16 protein-coding genes are annotated in these 23879 nt (G+C 43.4%); 9 read left to right on the top strand and 7 right to left on the bottom strand.

Annotated elements, in window-relative coordinates; translation table 11 throughout:
- Positions 1 to 65: 65 nt before the first annotated feature.
- The 4 genes from RIB15_RS06310 to RIB15_RS06295 form a co-directional block, all read right to left on the bottom strand.
- Complete coding sequence (locus RIB15_RS06310; RefSeq protein ID WP_350201304.1) at positions 66 to 4736, bottom strand: BACON domain-containing protein; 4671 nt, start codon at positions 4734 to 4736, stop codon at positions 66 to 68.
- 196 nt (positions 4737 to 4932) lie between these two features.
- Entirely contained in the window at positions 4933 to 5517 is a 585-nt protein-coding gene (locus RIB15_RS06305) for a porin family protein (protein ID WP_350201303.1), read from the bottom strand.
- Positions 5518 to 5567: 50 nt separating this feature from the next.
- Entirely contained in the window at positions 5568 to 8381 is a 2814-nt protein-coding gene (gene uvrA, locus RIB15_RS06300) for an excinuclease ABC subunit UvrA (protein ID WP_350201302.1), read from the bottom strand.
- 138 nt (positions 8382 to 8519) lie between these two features.
- A complete protein-coding gene (locus tag RIB15_RS06295) occupies positions 8520 to 9443 on the bottom strand; it encodes a DUF4097 family beta strand repeat-containing protein (protein WP_350201301.1) in 924 nt (307 codons plus the stop codon).
- 142 nt (positions 9444 to 9585) lie between these two features.
- Here RIB15_RS06295 and RIB15_RS06290 point away from each other — a divergent pair, with 142 nt between their 5' ends.
- From RIB15_RS06290 to RIB15_RS06255, 8 genes are all read left to right on the top strand, one after another.
- Positions 9586 to 10437 (top strand): proline dehydrogenase family protein, encoded by an 852-nt coding sequence (locus tag RIB15_RS06290; RefSeq protein ID WP_350201300.1) that lies wholly within the window; start codon positions 9586 to 9588, stop codon positions 10435 to 10437.
- 80 nt (positions 10438 to 10517) lie between these two features.
- Positions 10518 to 10895, top strand: coding sequence for a DoxX family protein (locus RIB15_RS06285; protein WP_350201299.1), 378 nt, complete (start codon positions 10518 to 10520; stop codon positions 10893 to 10895).
- A 67-nt stretch (positions 10896 to 10962) separates the two neighbouring features.
- Positions 10963 to 13098, top strand: a complete 2136-nt coding sequence (locus RIB15_RS06280; RefSeq protein WP_350201298.1) for a hypothetical protein — start codon at positions 10963 to 10965, stop codon at positions 13096 to 13098.
- 13 nt (positions 13099 to 13111) lie between these two features.
- Entirely contained in the window at positions 13112 to 14236 is a 1125-nt protein-coding gene (locus RIB15_RS06275) for a M23 family metallopeptidase (RefSeq protein WP_350201297.1), read from the top strand.
- A 45-nt stretch (positions 14237 to 14281) separates the two neighbouring features.
- Positions 14282 to 14704, top strand: coding sequence for a YciI family protein (locus tag RIB15_RS06270; protein ID WP_350201296.1), 423 nt, complete (start codon positions 14282 to 14284; stop codon positions 14702 to 14704).
- A 33-nt stretch (positions 14705 to 14737) separates the two neighbouring features.
- Complete coding sequence (locus tag RIB15_RS06265) at positions 14738 to 15406, top strand: nitroreductase family protein (protein ID WP_350201295.1); 669 nt, start codon at positions 14738 to 14740, stop codon at positions 15404 to 15406.
- A 123-nt stretch (positions 15407 to 15529) separates the two neighbouring features.
- Positions 15530 to 16138, top strand: coding sequence for a TlpA family protein disulfide reductase (locus RIB15_RS06260; RefSeq protein WP_350201294.1), 609 nt, complete (start codon positions 15530 to 15532; stop codon positions 16136 to 16138).
- A gap of 78 nt (positions 16139 to 16216) precedes the next feature.
- Positions 16217 to 17278 (top strand): VOC family protein, encoded by a 1062-nt coding sequence (locus tag RIB15_RS06255; protein ID WP_350201293.1) that lies wholly within the window; start codon positions 16217 to 16219, stop codon positions 17276 to 17278.
- Between the two features lie 30 nt (positions 17279 to 17308).
- On the opposite strand, the gene RIB15_RS06250 is transcribed toward RIB15_RS06255, so the two are convergent.
- The 3 genes from RIB15_RS06250 to tyrA all read right to left on the bottom strand — a co-directional run bounded on the left by RIB15_RS06250 (position 17309) and on the right by tyrA (position 21684).
- Positions 17309 to 17815, bottom strand: a complete 507-nt coding sequence (locus RIB15_RS06250; RefSeq protein ID WP_350201292.1) for a protease inhibitor BamI-like protein — start codon at positions 17813 to 17815, stop codon at positions 17309 to 17311.
- Position 17816: 1 nt separating this feature from the next.
- Complete coding sequence (locus RIB15_RS06245; RefSeq protein WP_350201291.1) at positions 17817 to 20486, bottom strand: zinc-dependent metalloprotease; 2670 nt, start codon at positions 20484 to 20486, stop codon at positions 17817 to 17819.
- Positions 20487 to 20550: 64 nt separating this feature from the next.
- Positions 20551 to 21684 carry a bifunctional chorismate mutase/prephenate dehydrogenase gene (tyrA, locus tag RIB15_RS06240; RefSeq protein ID WP_350201290.1) on the bottom strand — a complete coding sequence of 378 codons (1134 nt, stop codon included), beginning with the start codon at positions 21682 to 21684 and terminating at the stop codon, positions 20551 to 20553.
- Positions 21685 to 21824: 140 nt separating this feature from the next.
- Between tyrA and uvrB the strand changes: the two genes are divergently transcribed.
- The gene (gene uvrB, locus RIB15_RS06235; RefSeq protein ID WP_350201289.1) at positions 21825 to 23876 is read left to right on the top strand and encodes an excinuclease ABC subunit UvrB; all 2052 of its coding nucleotides are present in this window, start codon (positions 21825 to 21827) and stop codon (positions 23874 to 23876) included.
- Positions 23877 to 23879 lie beyond the last annotated feature (3 nt).

The raw sequence follows: 23879 nt of genomic DNA, 5'->3' as shown, positions 1-23879 counted from the left end.
TTTACTATTTGAAAGTTCAAATTTTCAGCTGTTGCCCTTGCTTATGATTTCATTTCATGTTCAAATCATTTGATCAGTAACATTTTCTTCACTTTGGTGTAGCTGCCCGCCTGCAGCTTGTAGATATACACTCCGCTTGAAAGTCCGGATGCATCAAAATTCACCGTGAAGGTGCCCGGCCGTTTCTGTTCATTAACCAGTGTATGGACTTTTCTCCCCAGTATATTGTACACCGTTAAATCAACATAAGATTGTGTAGGCAACGAGTATGTAATGTTCGTGCTTGGGTTGAATGGATTAGGATAGTTTTGCTTTAAGGAAAAGGTTTCGGGTAGTTCACGGTCTTTCTCCCCAGCGGTGGATATCATGACTTCAAATACCAATTCGGCCTTTGGCTGTTCCGGATCGTTACTGATAATGGAAAGCGAATCCATTCCGCTTGCAGAGAGATGGCTTGCATCCAGTTCTACATTTATCGCTACCGTATCTCCAGCGCCGATGGTTCCTGAAGCCGGATTCACGGTTTTTATAATCACCCTGGAGCTATCTGCAGAGTCGGCTACAGTGTTGCTTTTCAGCGCCGCATCTTCGGTAAATTCAGGAACGGTAAAATCTATTTCCACTTCTCCGTCATTCACCAACACCACTTGTTCAGTCACGGTTGTCTCTTCACTGATGGTAACCTGATACTTGGTTTTTTGTATGCTGAGACTTCTCTTTCTTTGCGGGATGAGCTCTATCTGCATTGTTCCAATGTTATTAGCCTCATCAAGCTCAAAAACTTCCTTGCTATAATCTACATACACTCCCGCATAATAGGTGCCTGCACTCATTCCCTGAGGTAACCGGCTTCCCATTGGTGATTGTATAACCATCGAGCTGTCTTCACTCAACTCGTTCACTCTTACTTTAGCAAACAGGGAGTCTTCTGTTGTGATTTGCTCGTCATCCGACAAGTAGAAACCCACCAGAAAACCATTGACTACTGCTTGTTTACCATTATTGGAAACTTCAGCCTGAAAGCTGTTATTGACGAGAGCGCCGGCCTCAAGTGTATCGCCGTTTGAGCTGACAACTTCTCCGGCCATCAACTCTGTACTGTCTCTTTCAGTAACCGACAGAATGGTTTCGATTGTGAATGACTCGTCGTTTACATCGTTGGAGTTAATTCGCATGGATGTGTTGTATTCTCCTGGGGACAACTGTTCTGTTTGAAAAGTAAGTGCCAGTTCTTCTGACGCTCCTCCTTGAATTGAGCCCGAAGACTTATCAAAGGTAATCCAGGGCGCTTCCTCTAACTCTTCCAATTCCCACAGAAGTGTTTCACCGCCGCTATTGGTCAGCATTACTTTTTTGTCTTTGGATTCGCCTTTATACGCATCCAATTCCAGTTTAGCTGATGAAAGTTGTAGTTGTGGCAGCTCAGAATCCCGCTTTATGGAAAAGCTTTTTACAGCTCCTACATCCTGTCCTTCTTCCGTGTCCAATCCGGGCACACCCACCAGTATTTCAGGCTTACCATCGTTGATGTAGGAAATTAATGAAGAACCAAATAGCTCCGTTGTTTCTTTGTTATCTGCGCCTATAACACCCAGCCCCTGCCACTCATCATCTTTCGGTGTTTTTTTGTAGGAGAACACTTTACCTGAGCCAGCCTTAGGTGCTGAAACACTCATAAACGTTTCCTCTGCTACTTTAATCAATGAAATTTGTTCGCCAAAGCGACCTCCTACAGGCACTGTTTGAGAACTGAGCGGTACTTCTTTGCCCACCCATTCGTCCTCTTTAAGTGAGTAGCTGAATACTGCTCCACTTGGCTCCGACTTAGCCAAAGTAGTTCCGGGCGCTCCAACAACTATTTCGAAGCCAACTTCAGCATCGGCACTAATGTCTATCGATGTTCCAAAGTCAGCAAAAATGAGCAGGTCTTCATTTATCATGCTGTGGAATACCCACTGACCTGACTTATATTCATACACAAACACTTTCCCGGAGGAAACTTCCGAGTCTGTACCCGGAGCACCAATCGCCATGAATCCGCGGGAATCTGAAAAGGCTATATCAATAGCTGCTCCGAAATAATCTCTGGCTACAGATTCGTTTGGGGTGATGGGTGCCGTCTTCCATCTTGTTCCGTCGTGCTCACTTACAAAAACCCCACCTGCATTAGTCTGCCCGCTCGCATCCCATTCCGGGGCGCCGGCAATTATCAGTGGTTTTTTCGAGCCGCTAAGTGGATTCTGCTCCAGCAAAACAGACTCCCCATATCCTGCTCCGGTTTCCACATCGGCTTGTATTTTCGCTTGCTGCTGCCACTCTCCCGAAACTTTCTCAAAATAATATACCGATCCGGGAACAGTATTTTGGGTCTTCAGTTTATCGGGATCGGTGCCCGGTGAACCTGCTGCGGCAAAATCATTTTCATTTAATCTCAGCACATCCATTGAATACCCAAATCGTTGTCCGGAAATTGGTTCGGTAGGTGAGATTTCGGTTCCTTGTCCCCAGCCGGCTTCCGTAAACTCATAAATATAGCCTACCCCTAACTGCTCATTTCTGTCGGGAATACCTGCGGAGATAAATTTCTCATCCGGGTCGCCTCCTATTACTGAGCCGAACTTGTCGAAGGGAACACCATATATAGCACGAAACGCCTCTTCAGGTGTCGGGGGTATGTTGGAATCAAACACCCTTATAGATACAGGTACATCGAGCGCGGATACGCCGGCATCAGGGGATGTAAATTCCAGCTTCCCGGTCAGCTGACCCGGTGTGGTATTTTCTGATCCTAAATAAACCGTCACTTCTCCGGTAGCTCCTGGAGCTAATGACCCTGAAGTGAAATTAAAATCAATCCAGCTTTCAGCCGAACTTACATTCCAGTTCAACGTGCTGTTATTCTTATTGATGATCTGAACCTTGTATTCTGCTTCGGTTCCTTCCATTACCCGCTTGCTTATTTGCCGGGGCATCACGGGTATATCAGGTGTTTCATATACTGCCTTGTAAGCCTTGTCGTTTTGGTCGGGATTAAGGTCAAGATATCTGGAACTGTAAGATGATGCGTTCGGTAAAATCCACCGTTCAAAACTATCGGTTCCAAAATACTCGGGGGCATAAACGCTTACGTCCGTGCCCGGAGCAAACCTTCTTTCAACCGTTGTGGTGCCAAATCCTTCATCCAGCACGTCATCCGGAAATATGCTCAAATCAACCCCTATTGGATCGTTATTCTTATCAACGGCCTCGAAAGTAAGTACAGCTGTCTCTGTGATATTTATTTCAAGAGCATCTTCACCGTCCGTGTCGTTGTTGTCCGTATTGCTGTCTTCATAATCTATTACTACTCCAAGATAGTTTTTACCCGTTACCCCATCGGGAAGTTTGAAAGGCTGGGTATTTACCGTTAAGCCTGCTGAAGGTTGAAAATTAAACGAGAACGTCTGCGAACTCAGCAGTTCATCAGACGTTGAGATGTTATTGTTATCCGATAAATAGATGTCTACATCCCAGTTGCCGTTCATCTGCTGGGTAGAGCGATTGAACACCTTGAACGAAAGCCCACTTATTTCCTGTCCTTCAGCCTTATCCGTTGCCAAAAGGTCTGTTTCCATGGCGACCAGATCCAGATTTTGGGGTGTGCTGTTATTCTTAAAACCGTTCCAGGTATTGTACCGGGGCTGTGTTACTCTGGTATAACAGGTTGGGGGCTTGCGGTTCTCATCTTTATCCTCTTTTGTATGTGACGTGGTTGCATACATAATGCGATCTCCGCTTTTGAATGCATAGGCACCGCTTCCGCTTTGTCCGCCATAACCAACGCGATCCTGGCATACGGTGTTTTTTTCTGAGGCAAACGTTCTGAAGTCAAACTTGCCGTCCCACTCAAACATGAAGTTACCGTCATAGGGACTTTCTGCTGGATACCCCTGGTTATAAAAGGTATTGTTTTTGAAAAAGTCATTGTCGTTGTCAAACCCGTAGCCAAACCAGCCTGTTAAAAAACCCACAGGCCGTTCCAGTTCTATCCAACCTATATCATAAGATAAATCATCGTTATCGATCCATCCCGAAATTGAGAATAAATTCTTTGCCATCGCTCCACCAAAGGGCTTGTCCCCGTCTTCATAGGCCGGAACCACCTCTACCGACGTAGCCCAACCTCCCCGGTTATCATCCTCACTGTACACACAATGCCCGGCGGTAAGCACCCATTCAAAATCAATTAAAGAACCCGAACAAACCAAATTATCTCCATTCGAAAAAGTCATGAAGACCTTCACATTCATTTTGTAGGGAAACTCTTCCGGGTCTGTTACTTGCTGCAAAGGACTGAATTTAGCCCTCCTCTCTCGGTTTTGATTTTCCTCTATCTTCGAATCAGCAATCGGGCTGTGGTAATTTCCTTCACTGAAATTATTTTTGCTCTGAATCGAAATCTCATCCTCCCGGAAACGGTCTACTTTCTTCGTTTCTATGTTATACCGATAGATAAGCTGCTCCCCGGAAGATTTATTGGCCCGCTCTTCATACACGGGAAGGTTCATGGGTTTAAAATCTTCGTAATTGCTAAACCCCGTTTCCACAGGCTCATCATCAACGAGCTGTATATTTAGATGTTTAGTCGTGTCCTTGACTGCTGTAGTCTCTGCCGTCTGCGCGACAATCGTAATTTGTAAGGTAAAAAGAAGGGTTAATATTACCAATGATGACCGAAAATTTATTATCTCTCTCATTATGCGGGTTTTAATTGTACTTCATTAACTCATACGAAGCACAAAAAAGAATCCGCTCAAATACATACCTCAGCCTTTTCAGTCATAAAAAAAGTGGCTTCAAATTGCCAACCATTGCAACAACTCAAAGGCACTTTATATTTTTGGCAGAGACTAAGGCAAGAAAAGTCTCTTATCTACATATAGATGTTGTTCTTTAAAATTCGACGCCCACGGTCAGGGCAAAGGCTCCATTTTTTGCTTCATCGTTGAAGTTGTCGTTGGCCACATCTTTCAATCCGGCAGTGTAGCGCAAACCGATGTTGAACTTGCTTATATCTAACCCGGCACCTACAGCAATTCCAAAATCGGTTCCCTCGGCTTGGTCATCAAGATTGATGGAGCCACTTTCATTCTTCACTTCCGAGTTAAGGTTAATCCCCATGTATGGACCGAAAAATACGTTAGGCTGTACTCCCGGAGTATTAAACCCAAACTTCAGCAGTACGGGAATTTGCAGATAATTCACTCTGAACCAAGCATCACTGTTTTCGATACCTGCTCCATATTGAACATATAATACTTCCGGCTGAATGGTAAGCGGTGATGCAGGAACTTTGATACTCGAGTAAATTCCCCCTACAAATCCGGCTTTGTACTCTACATTGTCTGTGTTGTTAAAAGTTGAGTAGTTCGCGCCTGCCTTCACCCCAAACTTAGGTAAAACCTGAGCCTGAGTAGTAATTCCACACGTCATTAAAGTTATAAATAGTCCACAGATTAAAACTCTCTTTACGTTCATTTCTTAGCTCTCTTAAAATTAATTAAAATTTGATTTTACACCTCGTCAAATCATTCTGACAGGTATGACTTAAGAAACGTACCTGTATAACTCTCTTTATGTTCCATAATGTCTTCCGGCGTTCCTTCAGCAACTATTTGTCCTCCGCCAAATCCGCCTTCCGGTCCGATATCAATAATCCAGTCAGCACACTTTATGATATCCAGGTTATGCTCGATAATAATCACTGAGTGGCCCTGCTCAACCAGCTCATTAAATGAGTCAAGTAACTTAGCTACATCTTCAAAATGGAGGCCGGTTGTTGGTTCGTCAAAAAAGTAAAGCGTATGATCGGTCGAGGTTTTTGCCAGAAATTTAGCCAGCTTCACCCGTTGGGCTTCCCCTCCGGAAAGCGTAGTCGCGCTTTGCCCTAATTTCAAATATCCCAAACCCACATCTTCCAGTGGCTGCAGTTTATTTATGATCGTCGTTTCATCCACAAAAAACTCAATGGCTTCAGAAACTGGCATTTCCAGCACATCATGAATGTTCTTTCCTCGATACTTCACTCTCAGCACATCTTTTCGAAAGCGGGTTCCATTACAAACCTCACAGGTTAATTCGATATCAGCCATAAACTGCATTTCAATGCGCTGAACACCCTCTCCCTGGCAGTTTTCGCACCGGCCACCCGGAACATTAAAAGAAAAATGACCTGGTTCATAGCCCATGATTTTAGACTGCTTTGTGTTCGCAAACAGATCCCGGATTCCATCAAATGCTTTGGTATAGGTAGCGGGGTTTGAACGGGAAGACCTTCCGATCGGGCTTTGATCTACCATTTCAACGCCATGAACAGCGGCCATTCCAGACAGATCTGAGAAACGCCCCACCTTATCATTATATGAGCCAATGTGTTTCTGAATTCCTGCATACAGTGTATCATGAACAAGTGTGGACTTTCCTGACCCGGATACACCCGTTACCACCGTCATCATCCCCAACGGAAAATCAACATCTACATTCTTCAGGTTATGTTCTGAAGCTCCTTTCAGCTGAATAGTTTTGCCGTTTCCTTTTCTTCGTTTTTTGGGAACCGGGATTTCCTTTCGGCCACTTAAAAACTTTCCGGTAAGTGTCTCCGCTTTTAGAAGCTTATCTACAGAGCCCTGGAAAACAACCTCTCCTCCATGGGTGCCCGCAAAAGGACCAATATCAATTACGTTATCAGCCGCTTTTATCATTTCGGGATCATGCTCAACCACCAATACGGTATTTCCAATATCCCTCAGCGATTCCAAAATTTTAATCAGCCGATCATTATCTCTGGGGTGAAGTCCAATCGTTGGTTCATCCAGTACATATAAACTTCCTATCAAAGAGCTACCAAGTGCATTAGCCAGGCTGATTCGCTGAGATTCTCCTCCGGAAAGAGTGTTTGCTAAACGATCAAGTGTCAGATAGTCTAAGCCAACTTCATCGAGGTACTTTAGCCGTTTTCTGATCTCATACAGAATCTGCCCTGCTACACCTTCTTCAAATTCCGTAAGCTCAAGATCTTCAAAATATTTTCGGGCGTGGCCAATCGTCAGTTCTGAGACTTCTCCCACATGCAGGTCACCAACTTTGACATAGAGGGCATCTTTGCGAACCCGGTAGCCCTCACACTCCTGGCAGCGACTGTATCCACGATAGCGAGAATACAAAACACGCATGTGTACTTTATAGGATTGGTTCTTAATCTCATCAAAGAATTTCCAGATTCCGACATACTCATCTTTCCCTTTCCAGATTACATCCTTGAACTCTTTGGAAAGCTCTGCATATGGAGTATCGATAGGATATTTTTCCCGGGCGGCTACTTTGATTAAATCACGTAAGTGCATGCTGAATTTTTGGGAATCGAAAGGGGCAATGGCTCCGTTTCTGATCGTTTTTTGGTGATCGGGAATAACCAGGTCTTCGTCGATACCGGCTACTTTTCCAAACCCTTCGCAATTATCGCAGGCACCAAATGGATTATTGAACGAAAACATCTGGGGCGTTGGCTCGGTAAATTCGATGCCATCCTTTTCAAACCGCTCGCTAAAATGAAGCTCTTCTCCGTCCTTCATTTTAATAGAGCATCTTCCGCTTCCCTCCTGAAAAGCCGTTTCCAGAGAATCAGCGATCCGGGTGCGGGTTTCTTTATCATCTTTCAAAACCAGCCGGTCAATAAGCACACGATGCTTGTCAGCCTTAAACTTTTTCAGGTTGATTTCATCCGTTGTTAAATCCACCATGCTCTCGTCTTCTATATTCAACAGACGAGTCAAACCCTTTTCTTTTAGCACTTTAAGCTCTTCATCCAGTTTCTTTTTCTCATGGTGTGGAATGGGATGCAACACATAAAACCGCTCTCCTTCTTCCTGACTTTCAAAGAGTTTTTCTATCGCCGTGCGGGGGCTGTCTTTTTTTACTACTTCGCCAGAAACAGGGGAAATGGTTCTTCCAATCCGGGCAAACAAAAGCCGAACATAATCATAAATCTCTGTTGTAGTACCAACGGTAGAGCGCGGATTGGAGGTCGTGGTTTTCTGCTGAATAGCCATGGCAGGAGAAATTCCCTGCATAAAATCCACATCTGGCTTATCCATTCGCTCCAGAAACTGACGGGCATAGCTGGAGAGGCTTTCCACATACCGGCGCTGCCCCTCTGCATAAATGGTATCGAAGGCGAGGCTGGATTTGCCTGAACCTGAAACCCCGGTGACAACGGTGAGTTTATTTCGGGGAATTTCTACGTCAATGTCTTTAAGGTTGTGTGTCCTTGCTCCCCTGATAATTATCGGGCGTTCTTCTTCTTTCTCTTTTGCTTCTTTGCTTGCCGTTTGAATTGTGGACATAGATTTATTGAATCCTGATTTAGTCGAACCCTGAATATAAACATTTGTTGGGAGTGAACCGACAACATCAGCAAACAAAAAAAGCGAGAGATTCTATCCCTCGCTTTCTGAATTTATTAGTGTATATATTATTGCCCTTTATAAATACTCTAAGCGGACTGAACCGCCACTTGTCTTTGCTTCTATCAGTGTGCCCCCGCCATTCATGGTTCCGCTGACCTCATCTTTCTCGGCCTGCCCGCTGAAATTATTCAAGTTCACGTAAACCCTGTTTCCATCTAAATCTAAGTTATATCCATTCTCTTCGGGAACTTTGATAGTGATACTTCCACCGCTGGTTTTGAGCTCGATATAATCAGCCGGCGCCAAGATTTCGGCATTTATAGACCCCCCACTTGTTCTGGCATCAACATTTCCTTCTATTCCAGACAAGCGGATACTCCCGCCACTGGTTTTGGCGTCTAAATTACCCACCAGTGTTTCTGCACGAATAGTTCCGCCACTGGTATTTGCTTCAACATTTCCTTGTACTTCCGAGATGTTGATGCTTCCGCCCGAGGTTTTCAGAACCATCTCTCCGCGGATGCCTTCTGCTGTTATGCTTCCTCCAGACGTCTTAAGCTCTTGTGAGCCGTTTAGATTTCTAACCGTCAGACTTCCGCCCGAGGTTTTCAAGCGAGAGCGTGTTTCTTCCGGCGCATACACTACAAAAGAGATGGAATATCCATTATTCCAATTCCACCCTTTAGACTTTCTATCAACCAAGGCCTTAACGGTATTTCCATCTTGAAAAATTTCTATGTCGTAATCGCTTAGATCGGCCTCTCCTGCTTCTACATAATCTCCTTTTCTTCTCACGAACATTTCGACTACTACTTCATCTTCGTTCGATCCAACTACCGAAATACTTCCTCCCGAAGTTTGCACCTCAAGGCTCACCTCTCCTGATACTCTAAACTCTTCAACACGGTAGGCATCGTCACCCGACTGTGCCATTCCCACCTGCAATACAGATAAAGTAAATCCGGCTAAAACTGCTCCGAACATTATAATTTTCTTCAAATATTTTCCTGTTGAACTCATATTTTCTCCATTGGTTTTCACTCACTCTCGTTACACGAATGAATTTTAAAGTAGTTACATTTTATGTGGGCACTGATGACAACTATTGATTAAATTTGCCCGCCCTTAAAATTGGAGTTTTATGAAGTTACCTTTCATTCTGGCAAAACGCTTTGTAGCCGGTGAGTCTTTTACAGAATCTATTTCCAAAGCAAAAGAATTAAACAGAAAAGATCTCAAGCTTACCTTAGACCTTCTGGGAGAAAATGTTGACGATCGGCAAACCGCCTCAGATACGGTTGATTCTTACATTCGCCTGCTCGAAGGCATAAAAGAGCAGGGATTGATCAGCAGCATTTCCATCAAACTAACTATGATGGGCCTGGATATTGATCATGATTTCACCCGGGAAAACCTTTTTCGATTACTGGATGTAGCCAAAGAGCAGAATCAATTTGTACGCATCGATATGGAAGGTTCAGACCATACCCAAATTACATTAGACATCTTCAAAGAAGCCTTCGAAAAATATGGCAAGCATGTAGGCACGGTTGTACAAGCAATGCTGCACCGAAGCCAAAATGACATTAACGAGTTAGCTGAAATGGGTGCCGATATTCGATTGGTAAAAGGGGCTTACAGTGAACCTTCCAAGATTGCGTTGCAAAATATGCCTGCCATCCGTGAAGCATTCAAAGAACAGGCAAGGGTGCTTTTAGAGAAAACTCCGTTCCCTCGTTTTGGAACTCATGATGATGAACTGATTGAATGGGTCAAAAGCTATGCTTCAGAAAACGATATTCCCAAAGACCGCTTTGAGTTCCAGATGTTATATGGCCTTAGAGAAGAAACCATGGTTCAGCTTGGTGAAGAAGGGTATTCTGCTCGTGTTTATGTTCCATTTGGCACCGACTGGTTTCCATATTTCAAGCGACGGCTGATGGAGAGAAAGGAGAATGTTTGGTTTGTGCTAAGCACGATGTTTAAGAAGTAAATTGATGGGGTGATAAAGTTATGAGTGATGAGTATTTTCTGATTCACCTTATCTTCATCACACTATCAACCGGTCACTAAATGTCTTTTCTGCTTGAGCCGACTTTCCACCGATACTTTATTGGCGCAATATTTATTCTGGCGGGCTTGCTACACTTTCTGAAACCCGGCATATACATAAGCATAATGCCCGATTATATTCCCTATCACAAAGCGATGGTCTATATCAGTGGTGTTGCCGAAGTAATAGGAGGAATAGGATTTATGATTCCCGAACTCCGCACCTATGCTGCCTGGGGGCTGATATTGCTGCTAATTGCGGTATTTCCCGCAAATATCGATATGGCCTGGAAAGGATTTAAGAATCATGGCCTCACTCTTTACACCTGGTTGTTGATTGGGCGGCTGCCACTACAATTCTTAATTTTGTATTGGGTGTATTGGGCGGGATTAAAGTAATCAGTGATTAAGTGATGAAGTTTTTGATACCTTATTCATAAACATCAATCACTCCATTCAAACAAGATTGCTTAAGAAGTACGCCCCCTATATCGTTTCTATCCTAACAGGATTAGCTCTACTTGCTGTTCCCCTTTTAAGAGATTTTCATTTTGAATCTGCAGCACTTGCTGCCATAATAGGTTGCTTTTGGGCCGGCCTTCGTGCTTCTTCTGGCACTTCAAAGCAAGATTTTTTCTACTCGCTGAAGATTCTTGGCTTTCTGTACCTGGGGGGATTACCTCTTTTCATTTATTCTGTTTTATCAGGATGCCTGAGCTTCGATGGTTTTGGGTTTTGGCTCTTCACCCCTCTTCCAAGTGTTTTTCTTGGAGCATCTATTGGCAGATTGATCTGCTCCTTCAACCTGCCGTTTCCAAAGTTGATAACTGTGTTAATTCTTCTTTTTTGTGGAGCAGGTATATGGGTCATTGAGTTTTATGCCTTTCCGCAGGTGTATTTTTATAACCATATTTGGGGTGTTTGGCCCGGACCTATTTATGATGAAGCCGTTCAACTTTCCGGCTCATTCCTTTACTTTCGCTGGATTACTTTTCTTTGGATTACCCTGCTCTGGGTTCTTCCCAACTGGACCAGAAATTTGCAAACCAAACTTATAACCGGCTTTGCCCTGATCCTCTTACTGTTCAGTTACCTTAACCTGGACGAAACCGGAATAATCAGCCCAAGAGAATCGATAAAAACTCAGCTTGGTGGGGTTCATCAAACCGAACATTTTGATCTGTATTTTGATAAGGATTTCTATTCTACTGAAGAAGTTCGGTATTGGGCCTCCAAACATGAGTTCTATTTTCATCAAATCAATGAGCTTTTAGAAATTGACTGGCCGGAAGGCCGGAAGATTGAAAGCAATCTTTATGCTCATGCCTGGCAAAAGAAAAAAATCACCGGAGCCAAGTTCACCAGTTATGTACCTATCTGGCTGGAACAAGATCAGCTTCACATCGCCAAACAGCAGCTGGAAAGTGTATTGAAACATGAAATGGTTCATGTAATTTCAAAACAGTTTGGAAATGAACTATTTAACGGTAGCTGGAGTATCGGGTTAATTGAAGGGCTTGCTGAGGGAATTGCAAAAGACGCTTCTTCCCGGTCTACGCTTCATCAAATTGTTGCAGGGGAAAAACCGTATCCATCCCCGGAAAAAATGGAGTCTGCCTTATCCCTCACCGGCTTTTATGGAAGTGCCGGTGCCATCAGCTATACTACTTCGGGTTCTTTTGTGGAGTATCTGCTTTCGAATTACAAACCGGGTATATTTAAACGCGCCTATGCTTCCGGCGATATTGAGTCTGCTTATGAAACCTCTATCTCCCATTTGGTAAACGGCTGGCATCAAGCTTTAGAAGCAACCCCGCTTGATTCGGTAGACCAACAGGTATCAGAGTTTATTTTTGCCCAGCGATCCTTATTTGAAAAGCATTGTCCTCATTCTGTTACAGAGGAGATGAAGCTCTGGGATGAATATCAACATTTATTGGCCGGTCGGGATACCATTTCTGCCCATCAAACCCTTGATAAGCTCTATGAACTTTATCCTCAGAATAACTTGGTCAAAGACAGCTGGGTTAGGGCTCAAATATTACAACACAAATATCTGCAGGCTTCTGAAGCCATCACCCCGGAAGATTCACTTCTTACTTTACTGGTGCTCAAGGCGGATGCCTTATTTCTCGCCGGGCAAACACAAAAAGCTGATTCTGTCCTTAATTACATCACCCCTGAAGTTGAACGATCTGAGGCACGCAATTTTCGCTACACCCTTCAGCTTCGGGCTGATTCTGTGCAGTGGAGTTTTCATGTTCAGCGCCGATATCAGCAGTTTTTTCCAGACAGTTCAACATTCACCAAACTAAATCTGCCTAACCAGATGCTAAGCCTGAACAAAGCTCTGTTAGATGAGAAAGATGACTTTGTTCTGCTTTATGCAAACCTATTAAAAGCTCACGATCCAAACGAAAACTGGTTTGATATTCATGAAATGACCGCCGACAAACTCAGCTTTTTAGGGCAGTTTGCATTAGCTAAAAACTGGCTTGAATTATACAACCCAGTCAGTCTCCGGCTTAGATATCAGGAACGGTTAAAAGAGCAAAGAGAGTGGCTGCAATTTCAAAAAGCAGAATCAATGGTTGCAGATTAATGGTTTTATAATCATGTTTGGTCATCTTAACAGGAAATACTTTGGGTTGATGGGTTACCATAAAACGAAAAATATTGCGGCTATTATTTGTGCTTGCACGTCTTTACTTATTGCCGTACCTCAATCCGCTGCCTCACAAGATTGGAGGCTTTCAGCCAGCTATAATGTTCAAAGCGTGGGCTTTAATTATACTCCCAATCGAACCTATTCCGGGGAAATCAACAAGGCAGTAAAAGGAATGCTTGAGGTAGAACTTGAGCGCTATTTATTATATCGGCTTTATGTTGCGGGAAAGGGTGAGCTTTTGGTTCAAAACCAGGAAGACTTTTTGATTGGCGGTCCTGTTAATTTCAACCAGATCAATTTTGGAGCCACAGCCGGTCTTCAATGGCCAAAATTTGGGATATACGGAGGAGTAAAGGCTGGCGGTGTTTGGAATTTTAACATCAAAGCTACCAGGGCAAATGGCGATGAGTTCTGGGTTAAACCAACCGATAATGCTGACCGTTTTACCACCTCCATAACCGGTGGCGTAAAATATTACCTGCTGAATTTTGTACGGCTTCAGGCCGAAATCACCCAGACTCACAACCTTCCACAGAACATCGTGCCTGAAAGCAGTTTTACCGAAAACCCGGCGTTTCGGTCTTTTGATTTCAACCCGGTTACCTTTTCTGTCGGGGTCTCCATTAGTATTCCATGGAATGAAAGAGAACGTGCTGAAGGAGATAAAACAAAGCTCCCGCCCTTAATGAGGGTTACATCCGTCAACTTTGACAAACCCATGGACGATACTTTTGTTACTTCTAAATTCGGTCCCCGGTGGCGAAGTGTTCATGAAGGAGTAGACCTGGATGCTAATCTTAGGGATAATATTTATGCCGTAGAGCAAGGGGTAGTGGTAAAAGCCGGAAATGGCCGGGGCTATGGGAAAATGGTCCGTATCAAACATTCCGGCGGGTATGAAACGATATATGCTCACATGAGCAAGATCAAGGTAAAGGAAGGCGACCGGATCAAAAAAGGGCAGGTTGTTGGAAAGGCCGGAAATACCGGGACTTCCAGTGGAGTTCACCTTCATTTTGAAATTATCAAAGACGGCAAGCCCGTAAACCCTGAATCCTATATTCGTTTTTGAATTCATATTTAGTAATATCTGATACCTTAAAACAACCTTTATCTCATGAAAAACTTATTTCTATCCCTCCTTTTTGTTTTGATTTCAGCCCCCGCTTTTGCACAGGAGGCTGACTCTACCGCACAGCCCGAAACCTTTGATTACGAATGGGGCGGTGAGAAAATGACCATGCAGAAGTATTTCATCGTTTTTCTTAAGTCGGGCCCGGAAAGAAGTCAGTCGGAGGAAGAAGCCATGAAACTTCAACAGCAGCATCTTGCCTATCTGGGAGGTTTATATGAGGAAGGCATCATTAACCTGAACGGTCCATCAGGAGGTGAAGGTGATATTCGCGGATTCTCCGTTTATAATGTAGCCACCATTGAGCAGGCAAAAGAATATGCTGAAAACGATCCCATGGTGAAAGCCGGGCGCCTGGTTGTGGAAGTTCACCCCTGGTGGCTGGCAAAAGGCTCGGGAGTAAAGTAACTTCCAGCATAATCCAAAGAACAACATATCATAATGCGTGAAGCCATCTTCGTACCCCTCGAGTCTTACAAGGAACTCCCACAGGATGAAATGAAGCAAAAAGCCTCGGAGTTTTACGAGCTGGTGAAGCGCCGGCGCACAGTTCGGGAGTTCAGCTCGAGATCCGTACCCAAAGAAGTGATCGAGAAGTGTTTATTGGCAGCAGGAACGGCCCCAAATGGGGCAAATAAACAGCCCTGGCATTTTGTAGCCGTCAGCGATCCGAAGGTGAAGAAAAAGATTCGGGTTGAAGCTGAAAAAGAGGAGCATGAGTTTTATAATCGCCGCGCGCCAGAAGACTGGCTCGATGACCTCCGCCCGCTCGGTACGGATGAAAACAAACCTTTTCTGGAAGAAGCCCCTTATCTGATCGGCATCTTTGCACAAAGTTATAATCTGGATGAAGACGGCGAAAAGGAGAAACATTACTATGTCAAAGAGTCCGTTGGAATTGCCACAGGTATTTTGATTACGGCTTTGCATAATGCCGGTTTAGCCACCCTGACGCACACCCCAAGCCCCATGGGTTTTTTGAATGAAATTATGGGTCGCCCGTCTCATGAAAAACCCTTTCTGCTATTAATCGTGGGATATCCTGTGGAAGGAGTAACTGTGCCTGACATCACCAAAAAGTCGCTGGATGAAATTTCTACTTTTCTGTAAGCAACTATGTCATTTCGCGGCGTATGCCCGAAATTCAGATGATGTTCAGGAATCAACCGATAGACTTATCGCCACATTAGATTCCTGCCTTCACTAGAATGACTTTAAAAGATATTTTTGCCCGTGAATAAAGATAATAGCACACCCCAGAAATCCTCCGCTTTCAAGAAAGAACTTCTACAATGGGGGGTAATTTTTTTAGTTGGGGCTATTCTATATGGTACCGGATATCATACCGAGGTGATCGGAAAACTTCAGAGTGTGGTTTTATATACCGGTCTTTTTCAACCCGATGTTGAAGAATCTGTCATGCCTGGTAATAACGCTGATTTCAACATGCGGCTTATCTCCCTTGATGGCACGCCCACTTCCTTTTCAGACTTCAAAGGCAAAACCATCTTCCTGAATTTTTGGGCAACCTGGTGTCCTCCCTGCATTGCCGAAATGCCCAATATTCAACGATTATATGATGACATTCAAGATGATGATATCGTTTTTGTAATGGCCTCGCTGGACCAGAACCCTCAAACAGCCAAAGACTTCATAAAAAGAAAAGAATTCACTTTTCCGGTGTATTCTGCAATCAGTAAACCACGGGTTTATGATACCTCTATGGTGCCAACCACCTATGTCATTTCACCGGATGGTACTATTGTGATGAAGCATGCAGGTATGGCAACATACAACACCGCCGAATTCAAAGCTTTTTTGAGAAGCTTTTCTAATCCATGAATTACTTATCGTTTTTTCTGAAAGCCTAAAAACACGTACCTTGGCGCCCTCAATCATATCCACTTCACAATAATTTTTATGGAAAAAGTAATTTCTGGTATTCAGCAAATCGGAATCGGAATCCCTGATGTTCACAAGGCAACAGACTGGTATCGCCGGCATTTTGGAATGGATATCAAGGTGTTCGAAGATTCTGCTACCGCTGAACTCATGACTCCTTACACCGGTGGCGAAGCACATGACCGGACCGCTATTCTTGCTCTTAACATGAAAGGTGGTGGCGGATTTGAGATCTGGCAATATACCAGCCGGGAGCCTCAGCCTGCCGATTTTGATTTGATGATGGGAGACCTGGGAATCAACGTTGGTAAAATTAAATCCATAAACGTACCCGGAACTTATGATGAAATGGAGTCGGCCGGACTGGACATTTTGACTCCTCTTGAGAAAAACCCAGCTGGCGACTATACCTTTTTTGTGAAGGACTTATACGGCAACATCTGGCAGGTTGTAAAAGGGCTCGATTTCTTTAAAAAGAAAACGCCTGCTTCTACCGGCGGAGTAGTTGGTGCCATTATTGGATCAACAGATATTGAAAAAGCCCGAAAGCTTTACTCCGATGTTTTGGGTTATGACGAAGTGGTATATGATAAAACGGCCGCTTTTGATGATTTCAAAGGATTGCCTGGTGGTGAAAACCGCTACCGGCGCGTTTTGCTTCGTCACTCCAAACCCCGGCAAGGTGGATTCAGTCAAATGTTTGGCCCTACAGAGATTGAACTTATTGAAGTACAGGAAAGAGAGCCCCGCAAGCTTTTTAAAGACCGCTATTGGGGCGACTTAGGATATATTCACCTTTGTTTTGACATACAGGGAATGGATGTTTTGAAAGATGAACTTGAGGCCAATGGTTTTCCTTTCACCGTCGACTCTGCCAATAGCTTTGATATGGGGAAAGCAGCTGGCCGTTTTACCTATGTTGAAGATCCTGACGGGACACTCATTGAGTTTGTTGAAACTCATAAAGTGCCCATCATGAAAAAGATCGGGTGGTATATTGATATGACCAAACGCGACCCCAAAAAGAACCTTCCAAGCTGGATGATTTCGGCCCTGCGCTTCAGCCGGATGAAGGGTTGAATTACCAACACTTTTGCTCCTTCAGTTAATTTATTTCATCCCTTTCCGGGGAGACAATGGTGTCCCTCCTTCAAGAGCATCCATTTCTTCAGGAAGTATCTCCTGTAGAAAATGTGTGCTTTCTGAAGAATCGTATTGAACCCTATATTTTATACCACCTTTATATATATCCAATACCCCGGTTAACTTTCCGTCCCTGAATAAAAGTGTGGCAAGTCCCGTATTTGTGTCTTCTACATTTGCAGAAATGGACGTTATTCCCGGAATGGCTTCCTGTACTCTGCGGACATTTAGTTTATAGATCATTTCCTGATTTCGCGTTGCAATCTCGAAAGTATCTCCCTGTTTCAAAGAACCTAAAAAATCCCTGTCTATGCCGAAGTAATACTTTTCGGCTGAAGTAGAATCTTTATGAGCCTCTTGAGATATCTGCGACTCTGCCGGAGCTGGCGTTGCTTCTTCCCGTTCTTTCTTTCCACATGAAAGCAGCATTACACCTGCTATCAAAACCATAAGGGTCTGATAAATTTTCTTCATCTTATTTTATTAAAACCATTTTGCGGGTTAGCATCTGTGAGGCCGTTATTAGCCGGTACACATAAATCCCACTTGATAAACTGCTCGCATCGAATAAAACTTTATGTTCGCCCTGATTTTTTTTCTGATTTAAAAGTGTAGCGACTTTCTGGCCCTGCATGTTAAATACTTCCAGCCTCACCTCCTGAGCTTCTGACAGATTAAACCTGATAGTGGTTGAGGGATTAAATGGATTGGGATAATTCTGATTCAGCGTAATTTTATGTGGGATCTGCTCAGTTTCATTAGAAACAACATCGTTTACCGTTAACGTTATCGGTATTTGATATTCAGGGTTGTTTGGGTCGTTTGTAGTTATCTTTAGAAGAGTTTCATACGTGCCGGTTGAAATTCCCTCGGTATTAAATGTCAATTCAACCTGCCCGGATGTTCCTTCAAATACAACCCCGCTCATAGACGGAACTGAAAGCCATTCATAAGGCGCATCCAGCTGTTTAACTTCAATATCGTCCACATCCATGTACGCTCCAGAGACCTGGTTTCTATGTAAAACCTGAATTACCCCGGGAGTAAAACCATTCAGATAATCATTTTGTGCAATAAGTCCGCCATTGTAATAGTAATCTATGGTTTCATTGGCTGTATTATACACAATCCTTAATTCCTGATAAGAGTTGGCAGTTATGTCTTGACCGGAATAAGGAAAAATAAGATTTCCCTGTTCGCCAATGTCGAACGTAAAAATTGAACCTGAGTCTATTATTACACCCGCGGAATACCCCCCCGTTTTCCCGTCAAAAATATAAAAATCGTATGTCTCGTTGATGTCCGATATCAAAAAATTGATAGTTACTTCGTATTCACCAAAAAGCTGATACCCAAAAAATGGCGAGGCTATAAATTGAGTGCTTCCGCTTCCATCGTACGCCAATCTAAGGTGCTGGCTTCCAGTGTTTGGTGCTACACCAGAAATCATGAACTCCGTATCTGAAAGCGCCCGCCATTCAGACCGTCCTGAATATGAGCCGTTTGAAAAGCCTTCATTACTCTCAAAAGATGTGTTATATAAAACAGACTCAGCCAAATGTGCTTTCTGGCGGTTCATGGTCCCCGAAAAGTTTGCCGGGCTTTGTATTGGATTCTTGAGTAAAATGGGCTTTACTCCTTCCTTTTGCTCTTGAACCGGTTTTTCTACTGTTTTAGAAATAAAGTCAAAGTCTGCACTCCACATCAATCCACTATTCCCGGAATTAGAAATATCAAAACTCGCCGTAAATTCATCTTCACGGTTCATTTCTACTTCTATTTCATTCGCAGATACAGAGGCAACAGGGGCATCAACTACTGACGGGCGATACGATGCGATGCTCCATTTTATTTCCTTCATACTCCGCGCATTGTCTTCTGGTGTTTGAAAATTATTTGTTCCCGCCGAATGACCCTGAAAGGTTAAACCCGGGCTTGAAAAAACAGGTGCACTATTCAGGACCTGTCCTCCTTTAGTATTGTTGTAGGCCATAATGGTATAGAAGTCATTTGTAGAATCCTGATAACCAACAGAGTAATGATATAACCCTCCTGCATCCTTTGCTGCTGATTCATCTTGCGTGCGCGAGTGAGCATTTCCCATATTATGCCCTATTTCATGAATTAATGTATATCCGCCGGCCACCTGCTGTACACGGTTCAAATTAAATGCATACGCTTCTTCACCGCCGGAGCTCCCCAGCCTCCAGCCCAAGCCTCCCGTATCGCTTATTCTAACTATCAGAGAAACAATATCCGCACCGTGTTGATCTCTTAGGTCATGAATCTCTTCCATATAACCATCATATTCAGCTTCAAACTGGGGGTTATCAGGGTTTTGAGTAAACCGCCTTAATCGATCATTAGAATCTACACCATCATTTTCTTCGTCATAACTGGTTTTATAAGTATGTACCAACCTCAGGTTGATTTTTGCGTTGCTATTGTTCAGGGCTGTTTGTGAAAGATTGAGAGCTTGTGCCATCACACCGTTTATATCACCTTGGGGAGAAGTTAAAGCCCAGGTTTCAGCAGCATCTGTATACACCAACATTATATCTATGGTAACACTATCGTCTTCAGAGCCATATAAAAGAGATTTTCCGGCTTTTTTGGTGGCTTTTTGGCGGCTTAATTTTGAAGCAGCAAACTTTCTGGGTGGGGTTAACAAAGATCGATCTCCATTGTGAACGCCACAAACCAGCCCCACCGTTTCAGCGTCTTTTGAAGCTGACAGATAGTTGAGCTTGGTCTTCTCATCATAACCCAACAACATCGTTTGGTTATGAGATTCATGATAAATACCGCTCAACCTCCCATTATAATAAGTAAAGGAAAATAAATTCTCTTTCTGCCCCTCTCTCGATGCAATTACAGAAGTATAACCGGGAAAGTATTCTGTTTTCCTGTTTATAATAAACTCCCGTGCCCCATTACTTGTCTCGAATATAAAACGTGCTCCTTTTGTGAAATCAGGGTTTTCCAGCACATCTTCATTTAATGAAAAGAAAAACTTTTCTTGATCAGCCGTTACTTTTTGATGTAAGGAAGTCGGTTCATTTAAGACAAAACTCTCTTGAGCTTTTGCGCCCGCAGCTGTTAAATAAAAAGCCGCAAACAACAATAATATGGTTTTAACCTTCATAGACTGTTTTATTTGTTATGATCACTGAATTAATATCAGAAATCTAACCGAATAAAACATTTTTTCAGGCAAACCGGTCTGCAAGTCGATTAATCAGGTATCCGCTTTCTGTAAGTGCCTGAGTCGCAAACTTTCCAAAAAAGTCCGTAACCCCTTCAAACTCTTTAATAAATCCTGCCCGATCATTGTTCTCTACCATCTTCACGAGTTTCTTGTGATGGTCAAAAAACTTAAGCAGCAAATCCCGGCGCTCTTTGTTGGCAAACACGATGTCAGCATACAGCTCTGCATCCTGTGCAAAAATTCGACCCGTCATCATTAACTCTGCCCTGTAAATTGGGGATGAATAATCGAGCATATCGGCTGGTTTCAGGTCGTATTCTTCCATAAACGAACCATGAAGTAACGCTACAAAGTGACGAAGCCCCTGAACCAGATGCATCACGTGATCATGTTTTTCAGGGTCTGCCTGTATAACCCGCATTCCCCAAAGTTCGCACTGATCTTTAAACCATTTTGCCTTTTCTCCATCCCGGGCATCACAAAAAACCATCAGCTGCTTCGACAGGTTTTGAACATCGGGCCCATGCATTGGGTGAAGTCCTACCACCGGCCCCTCATGGGCTTCCAGCATTGCCTGTATAGGGTTTGATTTATTACTGGTGAAATCGGCCAGTATCGTTTCCTTTTTAAGCCGGCCACTTAATCGTTCAATTACACTTTCGGTTACATTAATAGGTACAGTAACGATGACCATATCCAGCTTTTGTGACATTTCCTCAAGTTCATGCCAGTTTTTCTTGTCTATGGAATAGGTTCGGTGACCTGTTTGATCAGCAATACGTTTGTACAGTTTTCCCATCCCCCCTTCACCGCCTATAAAAAGAATATGTTTGGGTTCTTCTGTAGCGATAGGAAATGTTTCCTGGGACTGTGTAGCTCTGGAAGCCGTCATAATCATCCTCAGAAAATCTTCTGCCCACTCCTGGTCTATACCCTTTTTTCTGGCCAGTTCTTTGAATGCCCTGGACTTTTCTTCTTCTCTGGCAGGTACAAAAACCGGAAGCTGGTTTTTTACTTTTCGTTTGATGACGTCACGTACTATTTCACCTCGCTCGGATAATAGGTCCAGGATCTGTTCGTCAATTTCGTCAATTCGCTTTCGGGGCGATTCTAAATCTTTATGTCTATGTGACATTCGGCGTCGTTTTGTTGGCCACAAAAGCTCAAAAACACAAAAAGATTTCTTGGTTAGTGGCTTAGTTATTTAGTGGCATTAATTTTTCACAGTTATTGTTTCCTAAGTTACATCACAGTTTGTACCTTTAAAAGCTAATTATGGCTCAATTTAAACTTCACTCTCCTTATGAACCCGCGGGCGATCAGCCCAATGCCATTGCCGAACTCACGGAAGGCATTAATGCGGGCGACAAATTCCAGACGTTACTTGGAATTACCGGTTCTGGGAAAACCCGCACAGTTGCTAACGTGATTGAGAATGTGGAGAAGCCAACATTGGTGATGAGCCACAACAAAACTTTGGCAGCACAGCTTTATCGCGAGCTTAGTGACTTCTTTCCGGAAAACCGCGTAGAGTTTTTTATCTCTTATTACGATTACTACCAGCCGGAAGCCTATATCTCAACTCAGGATAAATACATTGAGAAAGATTTATCTATTAATGAGGAAATCCAGCGGTTGAGACTCCGCGCTACGAGTTCATTACTATCAGGGCGGCGCGATGTAATTATTGTTTCCTCTGTGAGCTGTATTTTTGGAATCGGCTCTCCTTCAGAATATGAAAAGCTAATCCTTACTCTAAAGAAAGGGCAGGAAATACCCCGGAATACTATTCTTTATGATTTAGTGGATCTGCACTACAATCGGAACGATTTGGATTTCAAAAGAGGCACATTCCGCGTTCGGGGTGATGTAATTGATGTATATCCGGCTTATTCCGATGAGGGTCTGCGTATCACACAGTGGGGAGATGAAATTGAATCCCTTCAGCTTTTTGATGTCAATGACGGCACCGTCCACGATTCTGTTGAAGAGTTTCGCGTGTACCCTGCTTCACACTATGTCACATCAAAGTCTCGGTTAGAACAGTCTATAGAACAAATTCGGGAGGAACTGGAATGGAGGCGCCAGGTCTTGATTGATGAAGAAAAGTTTCTTGAGGCCAAGCGTATTGAACAGCGCACTTTATTTGATATAGAGATGATTCAGGAGATTGGATACTGTTCCGGAATTGAAAACTATTCCCGTTATTTAAGTGCAAGAAAACCCGGTGAACGTCCCTATTGTTTGCTCGATTATTTCCCGGATGATTTCCTGGTGGTGGTTGATGAAAGTCACCAAACTGTTCCACAGATTTCAGCAATGTACGGTGGAGACCGCTCCCGAAAAGTAGAGCTGGTGGAACATGGGTTCCGTCTCCCATCCGCTTTAGACAACCGTCCTCTTACCTTTGATGAATGGGAAGGTTTAATCAACCAGGCTATTTTCGTAAGCGCCACTCCAAGTGATTATGAACTTGAAAAATCCGGCGGTGTTTACACGGAACAAATTATCCGTCCAACCGGCCTTATGGAACCTGAAATTGAAATTCGGCCATTGGGGAATCAGGTTGATGACTTGCTCGCTGAAATTCAGGAGAAAGTTAAGAAGAAAGAGCGTGTTCTGGTTATTACTCTAACCAAGAGGTTAAGTGAAGAGTTAAGTGAATATCTCAAGAACCTTGGGATAAATGCAGCTTATATGCACAGTGAGTTAAATGCTCTTGAAAGAATCGAAGTTTTATATAAATTCCGCCGCGGAGACTTTGATGTACTTGTTGGTATTAACCTGCTTCGGGAGGGAATTGATATTCCCGAACTTAGTTTAGTGGCCATCATGGACGCAGATAAAGAAGGTTTTCTTCGTTCAGAAACCTCTTTGTTTCAGATTGTTGGGCGAGCTGCACGTAATGTTGGCGGAAAAGCTATTTTATATGCAGATAAGATGACCAACAGCATTCAGAAAGTGGTTGATGAAACCAAAAGGCGACGCAAGCTACAGGAAGAATATAATGAGAAGCATGGTATTACACCGGAAACCATCAAGAAGGAATTGAAGCCATTGGTTGATCCAGCATTGATTTCCAATAATAGTTTTGACTTTGCTCAGAAAGATGAGGAAGCCGACGAACAGGCCCTGGAAGTTATTAAAGTTGCTGAGGATGGCATTCAGTATAAAGCCAGTCCTGCAATGAAAGAAGTAACCTTCGAAAATAAGGACAAGCTCCTAGAACATTTGCGGGAAACCATGGTTCATGCTGCTAAGAATATGGAATTCGAGGAGGCCGCTCGTATTCGGGATCAAATTGCACAATTAGAACAAGAATTATAGCTA

The organism is Gracilimonas sp., assembly GCF_040218225.1.
Classification (GTDB): domain Bacteria; phylum Bacteroidota; class Rhodothermia; order Balneolales; family Balneolaceae; genus Gracilimonas.
Note: the sequence above shows the minus strand (reverse complement) of the source record. Positions and strands in the feature narration are given on the sequence as shown.

Coding starts and splice junctions, on each gene's coding strand:
- RIB15_RS06310 (WP_350201304.1), bottom strand. CDS start 4,736: ATGAGAGAGATAATAAATTTTCGGTCATCATTGGTAATATTAACCCTT.
- RIB15_RS06305 (WP_350201303.1), bottom strand. CDS start 5,517: ATGAACGTAAAGAGAGTTTTAATCTGTGGACTATTTATAACTTTAATG.
- uvrA (WP_350201302.1), bottom strand. CDS start 8,381: ATGTCCACAATTCAAACGGCAAGCAAAGAAGCAAAAGAGAAAGAAGAA.
- RIB15_RS06290 (WP_350201300.1), top strand. CDS start 9,586: ATGAAGTTACCTTTCATTCTGGCAAAACGCTTTGTAGCCGGTGAGTCT.
- RIB15_RS06285 (WP_350201299.1), top strand. CDS start 10,518: ATGTCTTTTCTGCTTGAGCCGACTTTCCACCGATACTTTATTGGCGCA.
- RIB15_RS06275 (WP_350201297.1), top strand. CDS start 13,112: ATGTTTGGTCATCTTAACAGGAAATACTTTGGGTTGATGGGTTACCAT.
- RIB15_RS06270 (WP_350201296.1), top strand. CDS start 14,282: ATGAAAAACTTATTTCTATCCCTCCTTTTTGTTTTGATTTCAGCCCCC.
- RIB15_RS06265 (WP_350201295.1), top strand. CDS start 14,738: ATGCGTGAAGCCATCTTCGTACCCCTCGAGTCTTACAAGGAACTCCCA.
- RIB15_RS06255 (WP_350201293.1), top strand. CDS start 16,217: ATGGAAAAAGTAATTTCTGGTATTCAGCAAATCGGAATCGGAATCCCT.
- RIB15_RS06250 (WP_350201292.1), bottom strand. CDS start 17,815: ATGAAGAAAATTTATCAGACCCTTATGGTTTTGATAGCAGGTGTAATG.
- RIB15_RS06245 (WP_350201291.1), bottom strand. CDS start 20,486: ATGAAGGTTAAAACCATATTATTGTTGTTTGCGGCTTTTTATTTAACA.
- tyrA (WP_350201290.1), bottom strand. CDS start 21,684: ATGTCACATAGACATAAAGATTTAGAATCGCCCCGAAAGCGAATTGAC.
- uvrB (WP_350201289.1), top strand. CDS start 21,825: ATGGCTCAATTTAAACTTCACTCTCCTTATGAACCCGCGGGCGATCAG.